This is a genomic window from Deinococcus koreensis (assembly GCF_002901445.1).
GTDB lineage: Bacteria > Deinococcota > Deinococci > Deinococcales > Deinococcaceae > Deinococcus > Deinococcus koreensis.
The window spans coordinates 3,491,913-3,512,241 of the sequence record NZ_PPPD01000001.1 but is presented as its reverse complement, the minus strand read 5'-3'; the positions used below and the strand labels follow the sequence as shown (position 1 = coordinate 3,512,241).

Sequence of the window (20,329 nt, the reverse complement as noted above, 5' to 3'; positions counted from 1 at the left end):
CCGCGAGAAGAGGAGACCCCCCGGCGAGGCCAGGGGGTCTCCTGTGTGGTGGGCGGTGAGGGATTCGAACCCCCGACCCGTCGCGTGTAAAGCGATTGCTGAGGGTCATTCTGTGCCCCTGCACGCCACTGCTCATGCTATCTGTGGGCTTTTTCGATGAGAGCGCCTCAGCACTCCACAGTATTCACCTCCGAGTTGGCTGAAATTGGCTGAAAACTTCAGGGGCCTGGATATGCCCCTCGCACTGTCTGAGACAGCAGGAACCAACAGTCAGGGCAGGGAGCCTCGTCGGGTGGGCGCTGGTCTCGAGACGGCGGCGACGTTTCGATGATCGAGCGCGAGGGGAAATTGGAGCTCAGTCTCGGCCAGAACGCGTCAGGATCCATCTGGATGCCACCTGACTGTGGGAGGGCGTTGGCGCCTTCATGACGCGAACCGTGAGAACCTATTTTGTGAGGGGCCGGATCGCCACACCGATCTGACGGTGACCGAGGAGGGTGAGTTCAGGAAACACCGTCATAGCGGCCGGAGCAGCACGGAACATGTAGCTTAACTTCACAGGGGCGTCCTTGACGACATTGTAGAAGAGGGCGCCGTAGTCAAGTTTTGAGCGGCCCACAGCTGGGGAGTAGGTCTGCACCAGATTGGCCTGGACGGGCTGGGCAGTGTTCGACATGACAGACCACGCTGCCTGTGAAGCAACCGCCGACAGCTGATACCCCCGCTGGTCACTGTCCGTGGGATCCGGCGTGAACGCCACGTTCACGCTACAGATGACGTCGAGGCGGTTGATGCGCTGACAGCCGTTGAAGGTGTAGGTCAACTTGGAGTCCTGCGGGTTCGACTTCCAGCTGACGGGTGCAGAAGTGCTCTGCGCGGCGGCCCCGCCTGCGAGGGCCAGAGCAGCGAGCAGGACGCTCAGACATAGTTTTTTCGGCATGCACAGACTGTAGGCGCCTTCTCCCTGTCGCGTTGCCTCACATCATGCCCATGGCGTGGCTGACCGACCCGCTGGACTCATCGATGCTGGTGCGGTGTTCTTCCAGTCCAGATGCCAGAGGGTATGCAGCCGGACGCCCAACTTCTGGTTTCGCTCCCTGGGTTACGGGCCGACGGGCCTGCCAGACGACCATGCACTGAAAATACTGGGGTTGAAATCGCCCCCAGTCCGTCAGCCTCGCGCTGTTCGCCCGCCCACCGGTGTCCTGTCGTTCATGTCTGGCAGCACCGTGGTATCAATCGGTCGAGTCGGATTATCCGCCCTCACAGACGTCGGCACTGAAGCGCACGTCCCGTAACCGGCGCGGTGAGGCTGTCCACAGCAGCCTCAGACGACCATCCCGCAGGGAGCACTGTGCGGCATGACCGGCCAGGGTGGGGAAGGCCATGTAAACTGAGGGGCAGGGAGGTCATGATGCGCGCCATTATTCTGTCCCAGGCTGATCTTGACAAAATTTTCGCCCCACAGCGGCGTCTGCCTCAGGAGGAGGCGCGCCGTCAGCACACGCTGGCCCGCGCCGGGGAGCTTGGGCGCCTTATTGGCCCCCTGACCACCGAGCGACTCCGGGCTGGTGTGCCGTTCCCGGTGCCTGGCCTTGTGGCCCATGACTGAACCCAGTCTGTCGCTGATCGCGCCCCACGAGGTTCAGTGGGGCGCCTTCGTGTGTGCAGACGCCCTCATCGAAGCGAGGATCAGCCAGGAGGTGCAGGCAGCCACGCGTGGGCTACGGGCCCTCTATGAACTGAGTGCCGACGGGTTCGTCATTGCCCTGTTCACCGTGCAGGTCGGTGCCCTGCAGGCTGACCACACCGTGCTGGCTGGACTGAGCCCCCAGGAGCCGCTGGCCGTGCCCACCCTGCACATTCCGGTGATCGCGGTGCACCAGAACCATCAGCGGGCCGGTCTCGGCCGGCGACTGATGGAGTTCCTGATCAACCTCGCCAGGGAACAGGCGCCGAACCTCGGCATCAAGACCCTCTCACTGGAGTCGACACCAAACAGTGATGGCTTCTACACCTCACTGGGCTTTGACCGCAGCGAGCAGACCTGGCCAGATGGCTCGCGCGCGCGCTGGATGATTCTCCGTTGACCCACCCAGCCCTGTGAGCACCACCAGCCTTGCCACCCCCGTAGGTAGCCTGTCAGGCGGGCGGTGGCCGAGCTGCTGAGGATCGGTGACGACCTGATGCGGGCATACAACACCCGGGGGGTGGCGGGTGTCTTGAATTCCCGCCGGGGCCGCGTCGTGGTGCGGCGCCGCCTGCTGACCCTGGCCCAGGGCGCAGAGCTGCAACAGACGCTGGAGGCAGCCCAGATGACCAACGGGCAGCTGGCGGACTGGATCGAGGCCCGCTGTGGCCGGCGGCCGGACGCCACAATGCTGTGGAGCTACCGCAGGAGGGTACCGAACCATTCACAGGAGGGCCGACGGGCCCAGGGAGTCCAGCCATGAAGGAGAGAACATGTCCCCGCTGTGGTCAGGTTTTCAAACTCACCCCGCAGCGGCGCGGGCAGCCCTTCGCAAACTTCTGCTCGCCGACGTGCATCCAGCAGCACAAGTTGACGCTGGGGCAGCTGCACGCCAGCCGCCTGGAGAGCGGCTTCGCGGAGCGGCTGCGTGACGCCGGGCTGGCCTTCGTGGAGCAATTCGCGCTCGGCCCCTACGTCATCGACATTGCCTTCCCCCAGGTGCGGCTGCTGGTCGAGATCGATGGGGAGGCGTATCACACCTCGGTCAGGGCCCAGGAGCGGGACGACCGCAAGGATGCCATGGCGGTGGCCGAGGGCTGGCGGATTGTGCGCCTTCCGCAGGGCATGATCGAGCAGCATCCCGAGGAGTGACGGCAGATGAGCGCGCGTTCCAACGCTGGTGAGGAGCGGCGGTCAATCCGCAGGTTGAAGGTGCTCTGGATCGGTGGGCGGGATTGTATGGTGTTCATCCCCAGCTGAACTCACAGGCCGGCGTGTTCCTGCTCAGGGTCTGGCCAGCGGCAGCGGCAGACTCCAAAAATCCAGTCTGCCGCCGTGACACATGGTGCGATCTCCAGGCTCAGTGGTTGCGCCAGCTGGGCTCCAGGTTCTCGTCATCAGGTTCTGTGTCCTCGACCTTTTTGAGCCCTGCGGAGCGTGGTTCGCCGGTCAGTGGGACGGGGCTGTCCGTCTTCTGGGCGGGCGGTCGGCGCCAGGTTTCCCGCACCACCCGGCCGGACGACACCAGCACGACGCCGAACAGCCGGATGTCGGCCTGCTCGTCGCCCCAGACAGCGCGGGCCAGCAGACCAGCCTGGCGACTGCCGACACCGGCCGTGACCTGCTCCGCGAGGTCGCGGGCATCTTCAGCGATGATCTCGGTGGTGACGCCCCGGACGGTGAGAAGGAAGAGTGAGTGAGTGGTGATTCGTTTCATGGGCAGATCATCCCTACCCCCCCCGTGTCCATCCACACCTGGCTACGGTGGCCATATGTCAGACCACACGACCATTGACGAGCAGGTGTTCTGGCTGGTGGCCGTGCGCTGCGCCCTCTCCAGCCGGACGCTCACCGCGCACGGTTGCCCCAGACGATCCCTGAGCGCCCTGATCAGCCGTGGCTGGCTCCTGAAACGCGAGACAGATTTCGGCCCGGTGGTCGCCCTGACCGCAGCCGGACTGGCGGAGGCGCGCCGCCGTCGGCCCCGTGAAGCCTTCGACCGACTGAGCGCCCCGTCCATGCTGGCCGGCCGGGCCTACCTCAATGACACACTCGACCTGCTGGCCCAGACCGGTTACACCACCTACGAGGCGCACTACAAACGCGCCCTCGCCGGGAAGTCCATTCTCCACAGTCACCAGATCACCAGCGTGACCGTCGAGGTTGACCCTGTTCATCTCACCCGGCTGCGCGCTTTCCATCCGGTCAGAAGTCCAGAGAACCTGGAGCCCATCGGACGCCCACGGCTTTACATATTTCCGTCCGGAATCAGCGTGGCCAGACTCCGGCAGCTTCTCACGGTGCATGCCCGCGACATCCCGGCGTGGCGCCACCCGCTGCTCATCGCCGCGCCCAACGATCACGCCGTGCGGGCCCTCCTGCGGGCCGCCCAGGCCCGGCAGAAACGTGCAGCGGAGCAGGCTGTCGGCGCCGTGACCACCGCCGACGTGCAGTTGATCATCGTGCGCTCCTAGTAGGAGCTGCGGACGAATGGTTTGTGACAGCGCGGCCGGTGTCCATAGGGATCCCGGTGCGCCGTCCAGAAATCCACGAAGGTCACCTGACAGCGCTCCACGCCGGGCAGCTCGCCGGCAGCCCTGAGGTCGCGCATCCTCTGAAACAGGGTCTCTACCCGGCCATGCACGGAGGTCGCCCACAGGATGCCGGTGTAGCCCTGCTCCGCGAAGGCCCGCAGCTTCTCGTCCACGCGCAGCTTCGGGTAGCCGGCGTCGAACTCGAGCGCCTGATCCTGGTACCCGCTCGGCCCGCCCAGCAGGAGTTCCGCGTCGGGCTGGTTGCCGCTGGGCCGCCCCCTGGTGGCGATCAGGCTGAAGCGTTCACCCGGCGCGAGTTCGCCCAGCTGGAGGCGGGCCTCCGCCACACCTGCCAGATGCTGCAGCACCTGCGCGGGCCGCTGCAGCGTCGACGCCTTCAGGGCGACGAACGACAGGCGCGTCACGCTGCGCTGCTGGGTCACGCGTGTGACGCAGTCGCGGGTGCGCTCCGGCAGCGTCAGCGACCCGGCCGCCCGCAGCAGCCCCAGGCGATGAAGCTGCACGGTGGTGACGACCGGCACCTCGCGGAAGAGGAACTGAAGTTGAGCACGCTGGGTGGCGGGATGGAGGGTCATGGGATCACCGTCGCACAGATCACGCGAAATATGTGAGCACAAGCTCGAAGCAGCGCTGGGCGCAGGAATTCGGGATCTGGTCACACGGGTTTACGCATCAGGTGTTTAGCCTTTTGTAGCGAGTCCGGTCTGCGCGGCAAGCCCGGAAATCGGTGAACATCGCTGGTCAGGTGACCCACAATCGGCCGACACACCAAACCACCACGATCATCCTGGGAGGGAGCGTCGGTGGGGCGGTGTGAAGAGAGGTACAGGGGCGGCTAACGGGTGACCTGGTGCCTCCAGAGGGGCCAGCGAACGGGAGCGAGGGGACGACCAGCGACGCGCGGCAGCGCTGAAGTGGTGTCGGGCGGATCACGGCACCGTGCCTGCAGTGAACGGTGTCCACCCTGAGCTGGCGTCTGGCCCTCGACACGCACAGGATTCAGGTGGCTCACCGCAGATTCACTCCAGGCTGCACTGGCCCTCACCGGTGGGCGCGGTGGCTCGAGGTCACCTGCAGCTGGTGGCGTGCCACTGCTGCGTTGCCCATGGTGCCAGTGAGCTTCGATTCGGGCCCGGGCACCTGAGTCGAGCAGGGTGGCCATCAGGATCTGACGGGCAGACATGCTGCTCCATCGCCGGCCCAACATCAGGGCCTGCAGGGCCACCGCACCCAGCTGCCGTGGGGAGAGGCCAGGCAGTCTGGGAACGGTCAGGCGGCCCAGCATGTGGCGCGTCGAACCGGCCCGCCGTCCGGTTGCGGCCTGTGCCGAGCGGTGGGCGCGCATGGTCTGCCGGACGGTGGCCTCGGCCTGCCCGGCGGTCAGGGCGCTGAGGTGCTTGATGGTGCACGTCCCCATCGCCGGTTTGCTCATGTAGAGCATCGAACTGACGATCTGCGGCCCGACCTTTTCACGCAGCTCCTTGAATCGCACAGGCGTGCTGAGGGCCAGGCCACAGTGCTCGTGACCCAGCGCCCGGAGGCGCCGGCCGGCCGGCTCATCGACCAGCAGGTGGACATGCAGTGTGCCCACCACCGTGACCTCGGTCGTGTAGGAAAGGAACTGCGCTCCCCACAGCCCCCTCAGCTCGTTCAATACCCGAGCGACCACCACCTGCGTGCTGGGATCATGGGGCCGGCTGCCCGCCAATCCTGGGAACTCAATGAGGTGACTACAGAGCGTGAGTCTGCCGGTTGCTGGGACGGCCAGCTGCGCGGCCAGGAACGTCTGCAGGAGTCGCGCTCGTGCGGTGATGACCCGGCGCCAGCGCGCGCTCAGCGAGTCATGAACGACGCCGGGAACGAACTCCCCGTTTGGGTAGCGTCCCGTGTCCATGAACTCGTGGCTGCGCGTTGTCGGCATGCAAAAGAACTCCATCCGGTCGCGGAGAGCGACCGGTCAGTAGGTGGGCCGCGACGGGGCGGCAGGTCAGGCTGTTGGATTCGGTTTAAGGCATGTGGACTCCCTGGTCTGAGGAAGGGCAGGCTCCAGTCGCCGACCCCTGTTGCGGACGGTAACTGGAGGGGGTATGGCAGTCCGGGTTGGCTGGGGCCTGCCCAGAACCACACCGGTAGGCCGCAGTCCGCCTACGACTCCGGATCATCAGGAGTGACCGCAGATGTGAACCCGGCCGTGACAGCCGTTGTCTGGGCCGGGCCTCTGGTGGGCCGGATGGGCCGTTGACTGGCGGCGGTGTGCCTGCGCTCCTGACGTGGGAAGTCTCCCTGGGGCTGGATGTCGCTCGTTGCTCTGGCCGCCCCATTTCTGAACCACTCCATCAGCTGCTGGCGGGAATAGCGGTAGCCATTGCTCGAGGGGTCGACGGGGATCCGGCCCGCCTTTGCCAGGGCACGCAGCTGGTTCTCGCCGATCCGCAGGAGTGCGGCCGCTTCCCTGTTGGTCAGAACGTCGTCGTGGCTCAGAACTGTGACGCGCGCAAGCTGCGCCGTCAGTTCGGCAATGAGGGCGGGGAGTTCGAGGAGGGTCTTCAGTTCGCTCATGCCGCTTGTATATCAAAGTCGTGTGAACTAAGATACTGATATGACACAAAGCAAGGAACTGAGAATGGGCGATGCAACCAGATCACTCGAGGTCACTGCGGCCGAGGCAGGGCGGATGCTCAGGGATTGGCGCATTGGTATGGGGCTCACCCTGGCGCAGGTTGTCGAGAAGACGTCCCTCCCGTCGACCCAATACCTCACCAACCTCGAGAGCGGCCGGGTGCATGTGCTGCGCTCCATTCACTGGCCGCGCATCATCAACGCCCTGAAACCCACCGTGGCTCAGATCCAGGAACTGACCGGCCTCAAGCTGGACGACCGTCCTGTTGACGGCGAACGTTCAGTCAGGGTCGACCTGCCCCTCGATGCGAGGAGCGTGCATGCGGGGATATTGACCAACACTGCTGTGGGACACATCGCGGTCGTGGTCACCGACGAGACCGAAACACTCCCCGAGAACTGGCGGGCGCTCACCTCGGGCATCGAGTTACCGGGTGACCACATTCCTCCGTTTGTGGCCGTAATTGACCGGCAGCAGAGAACCGTTAAACCCGGCCGGTATTACGCGGTGTTCCGGCAGCCTACGGACGAACCTGCGCCACAGGCCCTCATCCGGGCGCTGGGCTGTTGGAAGGTGACAAAGAAAGTAGAGAACAAGGATGAAATACCCCCGACCCTTGGCCTGCAGGTCGGCCACACGCACTTCGATCTGGACGCCTTCAGTGTCGTTGGACGCATCCTCCTCGAGGGGCGACCACGGTGAGGGCCCAGAGCGCAACAAGGAAGCCGAGGGCCACGAACGGCCTGATCTCTCTGAAGAAACGGAAGGGACGCTGGGCGGTGGCCATTGAACTGCCACCCTTCCCTGATGGCCAGCGCCACCGGATCCAGAAGACCTTCAAAACCAGGGCAGACGCGGTGGAGTACACGCGCACGGTGGACTACGCTGGTGCCGCCCGGCAGCCTCAGCGCGCTGCGTCAATGACCGTGGCGCAGGTACTGGGATCCTGGGCGGAACTCCAGAGGGGGGGCAGCTACAGCACCAGGCTCAACCGCAGCTGGCTGATTGAGATCCTCACCCTGTACATCGGCCACATCCCTGTGACCGGCCTGACCACCCGGGATATCGAGGTCATGATGGCGACCATGCTCACCGATGGCCGTGCCCAGAGCACCGTGGCCAAGGCGCTGCGCCACCTCAGGGTGGTGTTGAGGAAGGCCGTCACGCACGGCTACATCACCCGCAACCCAGCGGAGGACGTGCGCCCGCCCACCGTGTCGACCCGCCTGCCGGACGAGGTCTGGACCTTCGATGAGCTGCAGCAGCTGCTGACGGCGGCGAAACTCAGCCGCATCTATCCGATGGTTCTGCTGGCCCTCAACACCGGTGCCCGCATAGGCGAACTCCTCGGGGCCCGGATGAGCGACTACAGCGCCACAAGCGGCCTCCTGGAAATCCGCGGGACAGCGAAACGCGAGGGGGGACGGGGCAGGGGCAAAACCGCCGCCGCTGACCGCGACCTCATGCTGCCCCCACTCCTCCAGGACGTTCTGGAGGCCCACCTGTTGGAGGTGGCCCGGAGACGCGCCCGGGCGGGATCGGGCTGGAACCAGAAGCGGGCCGTCGATCCCGAGGTGGTGAGGCGCCAGCGGAAGGCGGCGCGTCGGGCGGCGGCTCGCCCCCTGACGGCATCCTGGATTCCGCCCCGACCTCAGGACGTGCCAGCCTATGACGCCCTGTTTCCAACCAGCACTGGAACCCCCTGGAGCGCCGGCAATGTCCGGAAGTGTTGGAGGGCCGTCCTGAGCGCCGCCGGCCTGGAACACCGCCGTTTTCACTCCACCCGGGGGACGTTCATCACGCACGCACTTGAGCTGGCCAACTTCAGCCTGGCGGACATCCAGGCGGCTGTGGGTCACACCAGTCCCGCTATGACGCTGCGCTACGCCCAGCGCCGCGCCGGGCGGCAACCACAGCTGATTGCAGCAGTATCGAACCTTCAGGGCCTGTATCACAGGGCCTCCGGCGCACACATCGCCCCTGACGGCAGCACCCAGGGACTGGCTGATGCCAGACAGGATTCAGATCAGCACAGCACCCCGGCAGACGCTCACTGAGCGGTGCCAGCGCCTGACCGCTCTCGGTCAGATCACCCGCCCGACACGTTCTGGAACAGGAGTTTATATGTTCAGCAGACAACCCAACCCCGAGCTTGCCAGCGAGATTCACAGGGCCTACCGGGCGTTGCCGGCAGAGCGGCGCGCCTCCTTTCAGCACGAGTTCAGTGGCCTCTTGGCTGACGACACCGACTCCGATCACGAGATGGACAGCATCGTGCTGCACGGGACAGGACGCCACATGCGCCTGGCGTCCTACCCGCACGAGGACTGGCTGGAAGCCTATATGCACCCCGCCCACGCCGGCCTGCTGCTGTTCAGGGTGGGCAGCACAGAGTTCACCGAGGCCTGGGCGCGTGACCAGCTGAACTGACCCGGATCAGACCACGGCCTGAATCCAGGCCAGATGGAGACCGGCCCCCAGGAACCTGGGGGCCGGTCATCTGAACTGTCAGCCCCCTCTGTGCTCACGGGAACGCCCCTGAAGGCTCACAGGCGCTCTGTCCGTGAGCCCATCGGGCATCAGCCAGACCGGCAGGGCATCAGAACCCCCCGCGATCCGTCCAGATGGACGACGGCAGGGGCTCGGATCTGAATCTGTAGAAGGTGGCCCCGGTGGTGGCGTTCGTCGAGGCCCGGAAGGTCGTGCTGTTGAACCCAGCCTTCAGCTGCCAGTCAACGTCCAGACGGTCGCAGGTTCCGCTGACAGTGACGTCGCGGTCGACAAAGACCAGGATGCCCTTCGTCGATCCGTCCGGGGACAGAGGCTGCACGATGCCCCGGCCCGGCGCCGAGACCACCAGACTTGTGGCGCGGGCGTCCGGGTCGCTCACGAGGAGCTGGCTGCCACAGGTCTCGCCGCCGGAACTGGTGAAGGTGCCCATCACCGGTTGAAGGTCGCCAGCCGGCACGGCGAGGAGGGCCCCGGAAAACTGGCCGCCGGCGTCAATCCCGGCGGTGCTGAAGGGCCTGAGCAGCACCCTGTAACTGGGCACAATTTCCTTCGTCCAGGCAAGGAGGGCGAAGCTCTGGATCTGGAGCGTCGCCGCGCCGCCCGTCCAGCGGTCGACCGTGCCGACCAGTGAAAACGTCGAGGTCACGGCGGGATCCCTCACCAGCACCTCGGCAGTGACGGCCGTCGTGTTGCCCAGGCGATCCTGGGCCACGGCACTGGCCAGGTGGGGGCCGACGGTGATGGACGCAACGGGGACGTCGGCGGTAAATGGCGCCTCGGCATCGCGGGCGACCTCGACCCCGTCGAGGGAGAAGACGACCTCCCGCACGCCGCTGGGATCGCTGGCCCGGGCATTGAGCACCAGAACAGCTCCTGTGGTGGCTGCTGTAGTGACTGCCGTCAGCTCCACCGTGGGGCCAGCCGTGTCCGCGCTGTCCAGCGGCGGCGGTGTGCCGGCGCAGGCCGACAGCAGCAGGGCGGTCAGCCCGGTCAGGAAGGGAATTCGGCGTCGTGTCATGGTGAACCTCCACTGACCCTGGCACGTCACCAGCCCTCCGTGGCCGCGAACGGCGGGGCACGCCGTGACGGTCAACAGGGTCGTGCCCAGTGTGCGAGGAAGCCGGGGAAGAAGCGGGGAAGCGTCGCTCCGTGCCCCTGCAGGGCGCACTTCTCCCCTGCCCGGACGTAGACTCCACCCAATGTCCCCCACAGTCCACCCCGGCCCGGCCCTGGGCCCACTCGCCCGTCAGCTGCGCGTCCGGGGGGCCGTGGCATGTCTGGTGCCTGAAGGGTATGGCGCGCCGGAGCTGTCGGGCAGGTTGCACGCCCTCGTGCCGGAGGCACAGCTCCTGCTGGATCCTCCACCGGCTGAGCTGAGGCGGGCGGTCAGCGCGGGCGCCCTGCTGTTGATCAGCCTGTCGCCTGACCGCGCAGCAGAACTGCCCGCCGGCGCGGTGGTGCTGACGGCGGCGGATCTCCGGCTCAGGCCAGGACGTGGCGCGGCGCAGCGGGCCGCCGTCCAGGCGACGCTTGGCTGGCCGGAGGGAGTCGCCCTCATCCTGGCGGCCGGCCCCGACGCGGCCGTTCGCCGGATTCAGGCCCTGCTGGGCGGCGAGCTGGCCGGTGTCGCGGACGCCCTGCTGCCGCTGGTACATCAGGAGAGCTGGACGGCGGCGCAGGGCCTGACCCACTCCCCGGGTCTGCCGGCCACCTGGTGGACGCTGGTGCGCCGTCACTTGCCACTGATCCCGGACGGTGACGCCGTCCAGGTGCCGTGGATCGTCTCGGCGGCGCTGGCCCAGAGGTCTGCCCTGGTCGATGCCCGGTCGTTTCAAAGCAACACCGTCAGGGCGGCGGACGAGGCGATCCAGTCAGGCGATCTGCGCCGTGCGGAGCGCGTGCTGCGGCTCGCCGGGCAGCATGAGGGCGCCTCCGACGTGCTCGCAGGCCACTGCCTCAATCTCAGCGCCGCCGGACGCCGGGACGAGGTGGTTCAGCTGGTGGACGCCGTGCCCGCGCACCAGCGGTCACTCCGGCTGAGCCTGTCCCGGCTGGGCGCGCTTGCCTGGTCGAAGGATCACGCCCGGCAGGAGCGGGCAGAACGAGAACTCTACGCCCTCTATGAACAGGGCACCCGTCACCCGCTGCTGACCTATCTGCTGGCCTACGCCGAATCGCGCGCCGGACGGTATGACCGCTCGCGCGCCCTGTGCGAGGAAGGGCTGAGGATCACGCCCACCGGCCGGGAGGGCCTGCTGGTGCTCAGGCACTACGAGTTCGTGCTGAACCGTGCCAGGGACTTCACCGCCCAGCAGGCCGCGTGCGAACAGCTGCTGACGCTGGCGACCTGGGAGGGCAGCCTCGAATTCACGGCCCACGCCCACACGGGCCTGGGCACCTGTCTGGAGGATCAGGGGCACCCCGACGAAGCCATGCTGCAATACAACAGGGCCCTGGGCTACCTCCAGCGCCTGGAACTCCACCTGCCCACCATCGAGCTGCACAACAACTATGCTCAGATGCTCGCCGACCGTGGCCGCCACGCCGAGGCGCTGCACCAACTGACCCTGGCGGGCGCCCGGCTCGTCCATCTGGATGAGCAGGCCCAGCGCCGCTGGCAGGCCTGGCTGACCGGGAGCCGGGCAATCATCCTGCACCAGGGTGGCCAGCACGGTGAAGCTCTGGCCACCCTGCAGGACGCCGTCCAGCGCTTCGATGAAGTGCGGCTTGTGGATCAGGCCACGGTCTACCGGCTGCTGCTCGCAGAGCGCCTGGCCCTGGATGGTCAGCACGGCGCTGCCCGGTCGGAATCTCTGCGGGCCGAAGGCGATTCCCAGGGACAGGGCAATGATGACGCGCAGCTGGCGTTCACGGCCGGCGTGCTTGCCTACGCACGGGGGGATTTCGATCCGGCTGACGCTGCCTTCGCCGCCGCGTCGGGTTCGGGGCTGCCCGGCTGGGATGTGGTGCGGTCGGCCGCCTACCGCGCGGCCATCGCGCTGCGGATCAGGGGGCAGCTGGACATTCAGGCGCTCGAGGACACGCTGAGCGCCTTCGGTGTTGACGCACCCCTCATCACAGACGCCCGGCAGTTGGATCCCCTGCTCTCTGCCCTCAGGAGCACGCCCCTCGCGGAGCGGATCGAGAGGCTGCTGGATCAGAGTGTCTGGCAGGGCAACGTGGCCCTCCAGGTGGACGTCGCCGGCTCCCTCAGCGTGCGCCATGTCGGTGACGCAGTGCGTTTCCCTCTGAGCCGATCCGCCGAACTGCTGGTCTACCTGTCATTGATGGGGCCATCGTCCCGTCATGGTCTGATCGCTGACCTCTGGGACGGTGACCCATCGGTGCGTGCCGCCGACCTGCTCAAGAAGGCCGTGCGTGGTCTGCGCGACACCCTCAGGCCCCTGATGCCCCCAGGCGAGGATCCAGTACCCTACAGAGGCGCGCGCTATGCGCTGAACCCCCTGCTCCGCGTGAGGATTCACGGCGCAACCCGCAGTGCGTTCCCCCGTGCCGTGGCCGAATTTGCAGCGGTGCAGCATGTGGCCGACGAGTTCCTTTCGGGCGTCTTCAGCAGCTGGGTTCTCGAGTCCCGGCCGACGGTGCATGCAGCACTGAGACGGTCGTTGTCCGCTGGCGACGCAGGATCGGTCGCAGCCCGCCTCTCGCAGGTGATCGACAGCTTCTGACGCCACAGGCAGGACGCAGCCTCGGCAGCGCAGGCCCCGGCACCCCTGCAGTCTCACTCCGAATTCTCCATCCCTTCAGGGTCGCGGCCGACTCCACTGCTGAAGGAGTAACGAACCGGTACCCTGGGCCACCCCCTCCCCTGTCCGGCGGCCGACGGCGGTGTTGCCCGGGGACGTGCTGCACAACCACCCGAATGACGCCGGGGGGCTGGACAGGCTGCACCTGACGACCACTCAGGCGTCCGTGATCGAAACGGATGCGGCCGAAGGGGTTGACGTGCCGGCGCCACTGCTTCCTCGTCAGGGCCTGCACCCCGTCGGGCGACTCATGCCTCTGCGCGCAAGGTCGCCATCCACAAGGCGGTCGGGATGGCCCACGCCATCACCGTGCCCGCCAGCATCGTCAGGGCGCGGAAGCCCTGCGCTGATCCCCGAACTCTCCTCCACGCAACGTCCCCTCCTGCCCAAAGACCAAGAACCGCGACGGGTCTTTCTCTGCTTCCCTCTGTCAAGCTGAGGGATGGCCTGGCCAGAACGGCTGACCCCTCATCCGGTCGCCTTGCCTCCTCAGGCTGTTTCGCTCCCACCCTGCCCGGAGGTTTCGACATGACCCAGGCCCCTGTGCGCCCCACCCACGGCGTCTCCCAGCGTGAGGCCACCGCCGTCTGGGCCCGCATCGCCGCCCAGAGTTTCGGCGGCCCAGCCGGGCAGATCGCCGTGATGCACCGCATCCTCGTCGATGAGAAGCGCTGGATCAGCGAGGAACGCTTTCTGCACGCCCTGAACTACTGCATGCTGCTCCCCGGCCCGGAAGCCCAGCAGCTCGCCATCTACATCGGCTGGCTGATGCACGGCACGCGCGGCGGCGTCATCGCCGGCAGCCTGTTCGTGCTGCCCGGCTTCCTCTCCATCCTGATCCTCAGCGTCGTCTACGCCCTGTACCAGGACACCACCCCGGTGCAGGCGCTGTTCTTCGGCCTCAAGGCGGCGGTGCTGGTGATCGTGCTGGAGGCCGTGCAGCGCATCGGGAAACGCGCCCTGAAGCATAGGGTGATGTGGGGCATCGCCGCGCTGGCCTTCGTGGCGCTGTTCTTCTTCAATGTTCCCTTTCCGGTGGTGATCATCGTGGCGGGGCTCGTGGGCTACCTCGGCAGCCAGCGGCGACCGGACGTGTTCCAGGCTGGAGGGCATGGTGGGGGGAAAAGCCAGGAGGAGAGTCCAGACGCCCTGATCACTGCTGCCACCGCCCCGCACGTCACGCCGGGCTGGCACCGCTTCTGGCGGGTGCTGGCGACCGGACTGGGGCTGTGGTTCGGGCCACTGCTGCTGGTCGGGGCCGCCCTGGGCTGGGGCAGCGTGTTCTGGCAACAGGCGAAGTTCTTCAGCGTGATGGCAGTGGTGACCTTCGGCGGGGCCTACGCGGTGCTCGCCTATGTGGCGCAGCAGGCGGTGCAGACCTATGGCTGGCTCACGGCGGGCGAGATGCTCAACGGCCTGGGGCTGGCCGAGACGACGCCGGGGCCGCTGATCCAGGTGGTGCAGTACGTGGGCTTCCTGGGGGCCTTCCGCGATCCAGGCGCCCTGAGCCCGCTGGCCGCCGGGGTGCTGGCGTCGGTCGTGGTGACCTGGGCGACGTATGCGCCGTGTTTCCTGTGGATCTTCCTGGGGGCGCCGTACATCGAGCGGCTGCGGGGGAACAGGGCGCTCTCGGGGGCGTTGAGCGCGATCACGGCAGCGGTGGTGGGGGTGATCCTGAACCTGTCGATCTGGTTCGCGCTGCACGTGCTGTTCGGCCAGGTGACCGAGGTGCAGGCCGGGCCACTGCAGCTGTCGATGCCCGAGTGGGACACGCTGAGTGTGTCCTCCCTGCTGCTGGCCGTCCTGGCGGGCGTGGCGCTGTGGCGCTTCAAACTCAGCACCTTCGTCGTGCTCTTCGGCAGCGCCCTGCTGGGCGGGCTGTGGTTCGGCCTCGCGCCAGGATGAAGGGATTCTGAAAGAGGCCGGGTGATCCTATCGACCGGCTCACATCCTCAGGAGCGGGCCACTGCGGACAATGCGGCACCCTTCGACCTGGCCCGCAGTTCCCGCCCTCTCCCCCTGGAGGACATCATGCGACCTGCTCCCACCCATCTCCGACCGCGCCGATGGTTCCGCGCCGTCAGCAGGCTGATGGCCCTGTCCAGCGCCACCCTGATTCCCGCCCCTGCCCAGCCAGCCACCACGGTTCGGCTGGGGTTTTGTCCCGAACCTGACCCACGCCCCGACGCTCGCGGCGGGGCAGATCGACATTGCCGATATCGGCCCCAGCCCGGCCATCAGCGCCGCCACGCGCGGCCTGCCGGGACAGTTCCTGGCGGGCGCCAGCGAGGCCGGCGACGCCCGCTTGGCGCCCGACCTCGCGCCGTCACCCAGGAGGTGAGCCCGACACCGGGGGTTGACCTGTCCCCAGAAGCGCGGACTACCGTCCGGCGGCCGGGTGGTTCGGGCACGCACAGGCAGCGGAACGGACATCCCCTCGCCAGGGAGGTGGCCTCCGGACAGCAGCGGGGGCCACGCACGGCGAACGCCGATCCGCATGCTGAGTGAGGCGCACGCGCGATTGCTGCAGTGGATCCGCCTGGGTTCGCTGCTGGAGCGCACGGACACCACGGGACGCGGGACGGCAGTCGAGTCCGTGATGGGCGGAACGGTGGTCAGTCCGTCCGACCTCGACATGCTGATGGCTCAGGAGCTCATCGAGCTTCTGAGCACCTGGAACATTCAGGGCTATGGATACGTCCGGTACGGCCTCACGCCCCTGGGATTGAGCGTCCTGCACGTCTTCGAGCGAGACGGCTCAGCGTGATGGAGTCCAGTCTCCCAGCAGCCAAGGCAGCGTGCCCAGGATCAGACCCTGATGAACTCCTGCACGCCCAGCACGAACAGCACCGCGCCCCCCACCGGCACCTCGATGGGTTCGCTGATCAGGCTCTCGCCCTGCTCGCCCATCGGCACGCTGGGAGCGACCAGACGGCTGCGGGTGCGGCAGGTCTGACCGACGTGCCGCCTGAGCTCGTCGAGGCGCTCATCGCTCACGCCGATCATCAGGGTGGTGTTGCCCTCGCGCAGGAAGCCGCCGGTGCTGGCCAGTTTGGTGACCTCGAAGGCGTGGTCGGTCAGCGCCCGCATCAGCGCGGACGCGTCGGCATCCTGGATGATGGCGAGCACCAGCTTCATGGCTCAGGGTAGCAGTCAATAGGTCTGGAACCGGGGCGAAACTGACATCAATGTGCCTCCAGTGGAAGGGCCGAGGCTTGCCCAGCCGGCCTACCAGCGCCGGCTCGCGCAGTCCCTGCTGAGCTTCCCGCACGTCGGGGGCTGAGGGGACGACTGGGGCCTGCGCTGTCGACGCGCCTGGAGACCTGGTGGAGGTCTGGAACTGCAGGCAGGTGTCCATGACCGGCTCCCCGGGTCAGATGGCTTTTTTCGGGCGGATGTGGTGACAGCGCGATCTCCCACGTGGTGCAGGGCAGACCGGACTCCCTGGCACAGTGCGGCCACCTTCATCCGGTCAGCGTGACATGGTGCGTCGGAATCAACCACTGTTTGTTGTCGGGAGCATGGGCCAGAACCTGACCCCGTCCCTGAGGTGTCTCGTCCGCCCGCGACATTCTGGCCGCCGCTGTGGCAGGTGCCCCGACCGTATGCAGGTATGCACTGTTTTTGCCACTTGGCTGAAGCCTTGGCTGAAACGATTGATCGGGCAGCGAGGGCAAAAAGAGAAACCCTGTCCAGGACAGGGTTCTTGTGGTGGGCGGTGAGGGATTCGAACCCCCGACCCGTCGCGTGTAAAGCGAAAGCTCTACCGCTGAGCTAACCGCCCGCGCGGAGAGTCATCCTAATGAAAGTGGAGGCGGCGCGCAAGTCGGCGGTGCGGGCCACCTCACAGCTCCGGCAGGGTCACGCCGCCGAGCCGGCCACTGAGATCTCCAGCCAGCGCCAGGAGCGCGTGGTCTCCGCCGGCCGGGGCGACCAGCAGCACGCCCCCCGGCTTTCTCCCGGCCGGTGTGGTGGGCAGCGCCAGACTGGGGTAGCCGGCCTTGGCCGCCAGACCATAGCCGTGGATGCCGGGAAAGACCACGGCGTGCAGGCCGGAGGCGAACAGCGGATCGAAGCCGCGCGTGCGGGTCAGGTCGAGGTCGCGGGCGCGGGCCTGGGCGTAATGGGGCTCGCTGGCGTCGCCCCGCGTGCCCTGGGCGGCGTGCAGCAGGGTCTGCCCGAAGCGCAGGGCGCGCGCGGGATCGGCGTCGTTGCCCTCGATGACCTCGGCCAGCGTGCGTGGGCCATCCGTGACGCCGGCGAGGTAGGCGTTCAGGTCGCCCCTGAATTCGTATTCCAGCACCTCCAGCATCCAGCCGGCCGCCTCCAGCTCGGCGCGGCTGGGGAAGGTCACGTCGCGGACGGTGGCCCCGGCGCCGCGCAGGGCCGCCTCGACCTGCTCCAGCGCCGCCGACTCGCCGGAGGTCGCGTGCAGCTCGTCGCGGATCAGGCCGATCACGGCGCCCTGCAGGCCGTGGACGGGGCTCTGTTCCGGAGTCGGCGGGGTCAGGGTCACGGGGTCGCGCTCGTCCGGCCCCGCGATCACGCCCAGGATCAGGGCGGCGTCGCGCACGGAGCGGGTGATCGGCCCGGCGGTGTCCTGGCTGGAGCTGATAGGCACGATGCCGGTGCGCGGCACCAGCCCCATCGAGGGTTTCAGGCCCACCACCCCGTTCTGGTGCGCCGGGCTGACGATGCTGCCGCTGGTCTCGGTGCCGATGGCCGCAGCGCACAGCCGGGCCGCCACCGCCACGCCGCTGCCCGAGGAACTGCCCCCGGTGTCCAGGCCCTCGCCCCAGGGGTTCACGGTCTGGCCGCCGTGCGAGGAATAGCCGTTCGGCATCCCCACGGTCATGAAGTTGGCCCACTCGGTCATGTTGGCCTTCCCGAGGATCACCGCGCCGGCCGCCCGCAGGCGGGCCACGACGGGCGCGTCCTGGGCAGGCACATGCGAGCGCATCAGCACGCTGCCGGCGGTGGTGGGCAACCCGGCCACGTCCAGGTTGTCCTTGATCAGCATGGGGACGCCGTGCAGCGCGCCCCGTTGCGCGTCCGGCAGGCCGTCCAGCGTGTCCGCCTCGGCCTGGGCACTGGGACTGACGGTGATGACGGCGCGCAGGCGGCCGTTCAGGGCGTTCAGGCGTTCGAGGTAGGCGCGCGTGGCGGCCGAGGGGAGCACCTCGCCGCGCCGGGTCGCGTCGGCGAGGGAGGTGGCGTCCAGGGTCAGCAGGTCGGGGGTCACCGGCCCACTCTAGAGCCCGATCTGCCCGTCCGACCGCTTGAGGCGCGGCCATCCGGGATCACGACTCGAGGAGCGGTGGAGACGAAAGGCCGCTCCGTCCAGTCGGGTCGGCTCCAGGCGAAGAGCGCAGGCGATGGAGACGAATGACTCGCGCTGGCTCCAGACCCTTCCCCGCTGTCAGAGTGATCCGTCGAGAGGATGGAGACGGCAGATCATCACCACTTCCCCGGGCAGACAGGCAGCGGCCAGCCCACGCCACAGGGCAGGCTGGTTGGTCGACACACCCACTTCAGGCCTTGACCAGATAAGCGCTCTCGATCACGTCCAGCGCGCGGATGGCCTGGAGTTGGTCGGGAGTCAGGTTGTCGTCGAGGGTCAGGGTGAACAGCGCCTGGCCGCCCTTCTGGGCGCGGCCCAGGGCCATGCCGGCGATGTTCACGCCCCAGGTGCCCAGCAGGGTGCTCAGCTTCGCCACGGCGCCGGGCTTGTCCTCGTTGCTGGCAATCAGGATGTAGCCCTCGGGCTCCAGCTCCACGCGGAAGTCGCGCAGGCGGGTCAGGCGCGGGCTCTTGCCGAACACGGTGCCGCCCACCGTGCGGGTGCGCTCGCGCTCGCCGGCGTGGCCCGTCACCTTCACGATCACCTCGGTCTGGTAGTCCGGGCTGTCCTGCTCCTCGCGGATGGCGAGGTTCACGCCGCGCTCGCGGGCCAGCGCGCGGGCGTTGATCATGTTCGGGCGCTCGTCAGTGCTGCCCGAGAGGTAACCCACCAGTACGGACGTGACGATGGGCGCCGGATCGGCGGGAAATTCACCCCGGAAGGTGACCTCGACGTCGTGGGCGCCGGGCAGCAGCTGCGCCAGGATGCGGCCCAGCTTCTCGCCCAGCTGCAGGTGGCCGCCGATCGCCTCCAGGGTCTTGGCGTCCAGCGCGGGGGCGTTCACGGCGCCCTTGCTCACGTCGCCGTGCAGGGCGTCGAGCACGCGCGAGACGATCTCGGCGCCCACGCGCTCCTGGGCCTCGCGGGTGTTGGCGCCCAGGTGCGCGGTGATGCCCAGGTTCGGGGCCTGCAGGAACAGGTGCTGGGGGGTGGGCGGCTCCTCCACGAACACGTCCACGCCGGCGCCGAAGAGGTGCCCGGACTGCAGCGCCGCCACCAGCGCGGCCTCCTCGATGATTCCGCCGCGCGCCGCGTTCACCACGATGGCGTCCCTCTTCAGCAGGGCCAGCTCGCGCGCCCCGATCATGCCGGTGGTCTCCTCGGTCAGCGGGGTATGCACCGTCAGGAAATCCACCCGGCCCAGCAGCTCGTCGAGCGTGGTGGCGCGGGCCACGCCCAGGCGCTCGAACTTGGAATCCGGTACGTAGGGGTCGTAGGCCACCACGCTCATCCGCAGGCCCTGGGCGCGGTCGGCGACCATGCTCCCGATGCGCCCCAGGCCGACGATGCCCAGCACGCGGTCTTTGAGCTCCAGGCCCAGGAACTTGCGATCCCAGGTGCCCTCCCTCGTCAGGCGGTCGGAGCGGGTCAGGCCGCGCGCGGCGGCCATCAGGTGCATGATCGCCAGCTCGGCGGCCGACACGTTGTTGCTCTCCGGCGCGTTGAGCACCAGCAGGCCGCGCAGGCTGGCGTAGTCCAGGTCGATGTTGTCCACGCCGACCCCGCCCCGCCCGATGACCTTGAGCCGGGGGCCGGCCGCGTCGATCAGCTCGCGGTCGACCTTGGTGCGGCTGCGGGTGATCAGGGCGTCGTAGCCGGGCAGGCGGCGCAGCGTCTCGGCGCGCTCTAGATTGCCCTCGTAGTCGATCTGGAAGCCGGCGTGGTCGAGGTCGCCGGGGTTCATCTCGTCGCAGATCAGCACGCGGAGCGGGGCTCCGGGCTGCGCTTCGGTCTGGGCAGGAGCGGGGGCGGTCATGCGGTCAGGGTAAGCGTCCGGAGGCCGCC

General features: G+C 67.8%; 19 protein-coding genes and 1 tRNA gene. 10 read left to right on the top strand and 10 right to left on the bottom strand.

Annotation, left to right across the window (positions count from 1 at the left end; genetic code table 11):
* Nucleotides 1–445: 445 nt before the first annotated feature.
* A complete protein-coding gene (locus CVO96_RS16565) occupies nucleotides 446–940 on the bottom strand; it encodes a hypothetical protein (protein WP_103313185.1) in 495 nt (164 codons plus the stop codon).
* Nucleotides 941–1,604: 664 nt separating this feature from the next.
* On the opposite strand from CVO96_RS16565, the gene CVO96_RS16555 reads away from it, so the two are divergent.
* The 3 genes from CVO96_RS16555 (at nucleotide 1,605) to CVO96_RS16545 (ending at nucleotide 2,842) form a co-directional block, all read left to right on the top strand.
* Nucleotides 1,605–2,090: a GNAT family N-acetyltransferase gene (locus CVO96_RS16555; RefSeq protein WP_103313183.1), complete on the top strand. Its 486-nt coding sequence runs from the start codon at nucleotides 1,605–1,607 to the stop codon at nucleotides 2,088–2,090.
* A gap of 63 nt (nucleotides 2,091–2,153) precedes the next feature.
* The gene (locus CVO96_RS16550) at nucleotides 2,154–2,453 is read left to right on the top strand and encodes a hypothetical protein (RefSeq protein WP_103313182.1); all 300 of its coding nucleotides are present in this window, start codon (nucleotides 2,154–2,156) and stop codon (nucleotides 2,451–2,453) included.
* A complete protein-coding gene (locus tag CVO96_RS16545) occupies nucleotides 2,450–2,842 on the top strand; it encodes an endonuclease domain-containing protein (RefSeq protein WP_103313181.1) in 393 nt (130 codons plus the stop codon). The genes CVO96_RS16550 and CVO96_RS16545 overlap by 4 nt, the downstream gene beginning before the upstream one ends.
* A gap of 208 nt (nucleotides 2,843–3,050) precedes the next feature.
* Here CVO96_RS16545 and CVO96_RS16540 read toward each other — a convergent pair whose 3' ends face one another.
* Nucleotides 3,051–3,407, bottom strand: coding sequence for a hypothetical protein (locus CVO96_RS16540; protein ID WP_103313180.1), 357 nt, complete (start codon nucleotides 3,405–3,407; stop codon nucleotides 3,051–3,053).
* Nucleotides 3,408–3,462: 55 nt separating this feature from the next.
* Between CVO96_RS16540 and CVO96_RS16535 the strand changes: the two genes are divergently transcribed.
* Nucleotides 3,463–4,164, top strand: a complete 702-nt coding sequence (locus tag CVO96_RS16535) for a hypothetical protein (RefSeq protein WP_103313179.1) — start codon at nucleotides 3,463–3,465, stop codon at nucleotides 4,162–4,164.
* Here CVO96_RS16535 and CVO96_RS16530 read toward each other — a convergent pair.
* The 3 genes from CVO96_RS16530 to CVO96_RS16520 form a co-directional block, all read right to left on the bottom strand.
* Nucleotides 4,161–4,820, bottom strand: coding sequence for a hypothetical protein (locus CVO96_RS16530; RefSeq protein WP_103313178.1), 660 nt, complete (start codon nucleotides 4,818–4,820; stop codon nucleotides 4,161–4,163). The two genes, CVO96_RS16535 and CVO96_RS16530, sit on opposite strands and share 4 nt — an antisense overlap.
* 260 nt (nucleotides 4,821–5,080) lie before the next feature.
* A complete protein-coding gene (locus CVO96_RS16525; protein WP_133161818.1) occupies nucleotides 5,081–6,166 on the bottom strand; it encodes a hypothetical protein in 1,086 nt (361 codons plus the stop codon).
* Between the two features lie 224 nt (nucleotides 6,167–6,390).
* Complete coding sequence (locus CVO96_RS16520; RefSeq protein WP_103313176.1) at nucleotides 6,391–6,804, bottom strand: helix-turn-helix domain-containing protein; 414 nt, start codon at nucleotides 6,802–6,804, stop codon at nucleotides 6,391–6,393.
* Nucleotides 6,805–6,844: 40 nt separating this feature from the next.
* Between CVO96_RS16520 and CVO96_RS16515 the strand changes: the two genes are divergently transcribed.
* From CVO96_RS16515 to CVO96_RS16505, 3 genes are all read left to right on the top strand, one after another.
* The gene (locus CVO96_RS16515; RefSeq protein ID WP_133161817.1) at nucleotides 6,845–7,567 is read left to right on the top strand and encodes a helix-turn-helix domain-containing protein; all 723 of its coding nucleotides are present in this window, start codon (nucleotides 6,845–6,847) and stop codon (nucleotides 7,565–7,567) included.
* 77 nt (nucleotides 7,568–7,644) lie between these two features.
* Nucleotides 7,645–8,922, top strand: a complete 1,278-nt coding sequence (locus CVO96_RS16510; RefSeq protein ID WP_103313174.1) for a tyrosine-type recombinase/integrase — start codon at nucleotides 7,645–7,647, stop codon at nucleotides 8,920–8,922.
* Between the two features lie 67 nt (nucleotides 8,923–8,989).
* Complete coding sequence (locus tag CVO96_RS16505; protein WP_103313173.1) at nucleotides 8,990–9,295, top strand: hypothetical protein; 306 nt, start codon at nucleotides 8,990–8,992, stop codon at nucleotides 9,293–9,295.
* Nucleotides 9,296–9,464: 169 nt separating this feature from the next.
* On the opposite strand, the gene CVO96_RS16500 is transcribed toward CVO96_RS16505, so the two are convergent.
* Nucleotides 9,465–10,394, bottom strand: a complete 930-nt coding sequence (locus CVO96_RS16500) for an Ig-like domain-containing protein (protein WP_133161816.1) — start codon at nucleotides 10,392–10,394, stop codon at nucleotides 9,465–9,467.
* A 181-nt stretch (nucleotides 10,395–10,575) separates the two neighbouring features.
* On the opposite strand from CVO96_RS16500, the gene CVO96_RS16495 reads away from it, so the two are divergent.
* The 3 genes from CVO96_RS16495 to CVO96_RS16480 all read left to right on the top strand — a co-directional run bounded on the left by CVO96_RS16495 (nucleotide 10,576) and on the right by CVO96_RS16480 (nucleotide 15,910).
* Nucleotides 10,576–13,065, top strand: a complete 2,490-nt coding sequence (locus CVO96_RS16495) for a tetratricopeptide repeat protein (RefSeq protein ID WP_133161815.1) — start codon at nucleotides 10,576–10,578, stop codon at nucleotides 13,063–13,065.
* 606 nt (nucleotides 13,066–13,671) lie between these two features.
* Nucleotides 13,672–15,048, top strand: a complete 1,377-nt coding sequence (gene chrA, locus CVO96_RS16490) for a chromate efflux transporter (RefSeq protein WP_103313170.1) — start codon at nucleotides 13,672–13,674, stop codon at nucleotides 15,046–15,048.
* A 592-nt stretch (nucleotides 15,049–15,640) separates the two neighbouring features.
* A complete protein-coding gene (locus CVO96_RS16480; protein ID WP_103313169.1) occupies nucleotides 15,641–15,910 on the top strand; it encodes a hypothetical protein in 270 nt (89 codons plus the stop codon).
* A gap of 41 nt (nucleotides 15,911–15,951) precedes the next feature.
* Here the strand turns inward: CVO96_RS16480 and CVO96_RS16475 are convergent, their stop codons facing one another.
* From CVO96_RS16475 to serA, 4 genes are all read right to left on the bottom strand, one after another.
* On the bottom strand, nucleotides 15,952–16,281 hold the full coding sequence (locus CVO96_RS16475; protein ID WP_103313168.1) for a cyclic-di-AMP receptor: 330 nt from the start codon (nucleotides 16,279–16,281) through the stop codon (nucleotides 15,952–15,954).
* Nucleotides 16,282–16,852: 571 nt separating this feature from the next.
* Nucleotides 16,853–16,927 (bottom strand) — tRNA-Val (locus tag CVO96_RS16470).
* A 60-nt stretch (nucleotides 16,928–16,987) separates the two neighbouring features.
* Nucleotides 16,988–18,385, bottom strand: coding sequence for an amidase family protein (locus CVO96_RS16465; RefSeq protein WP_103313167.1), 1,398 nt, complete (start codon nucleotides 18,383–18,385; stop codon nucleotides 16,988–16,990).
* Between the two features lie 289 nt (nucleotides 18,386–18,674).
* On the bottom strand, nucleotides 18,675–20,300 hold the full coding sequence (serA, locus tag CVO96_RS16460; protein WP_103313166.1) for a phosphoglycerate dehydrogenase: 1,626 nt from the start codon (nucleotides 20,298–20,300) through the stop codon (nucleotides 18,675–18,677).
* Between the last annotated feature and the right edge of the window lie 29 nt (nucleotides 20,301–20,329).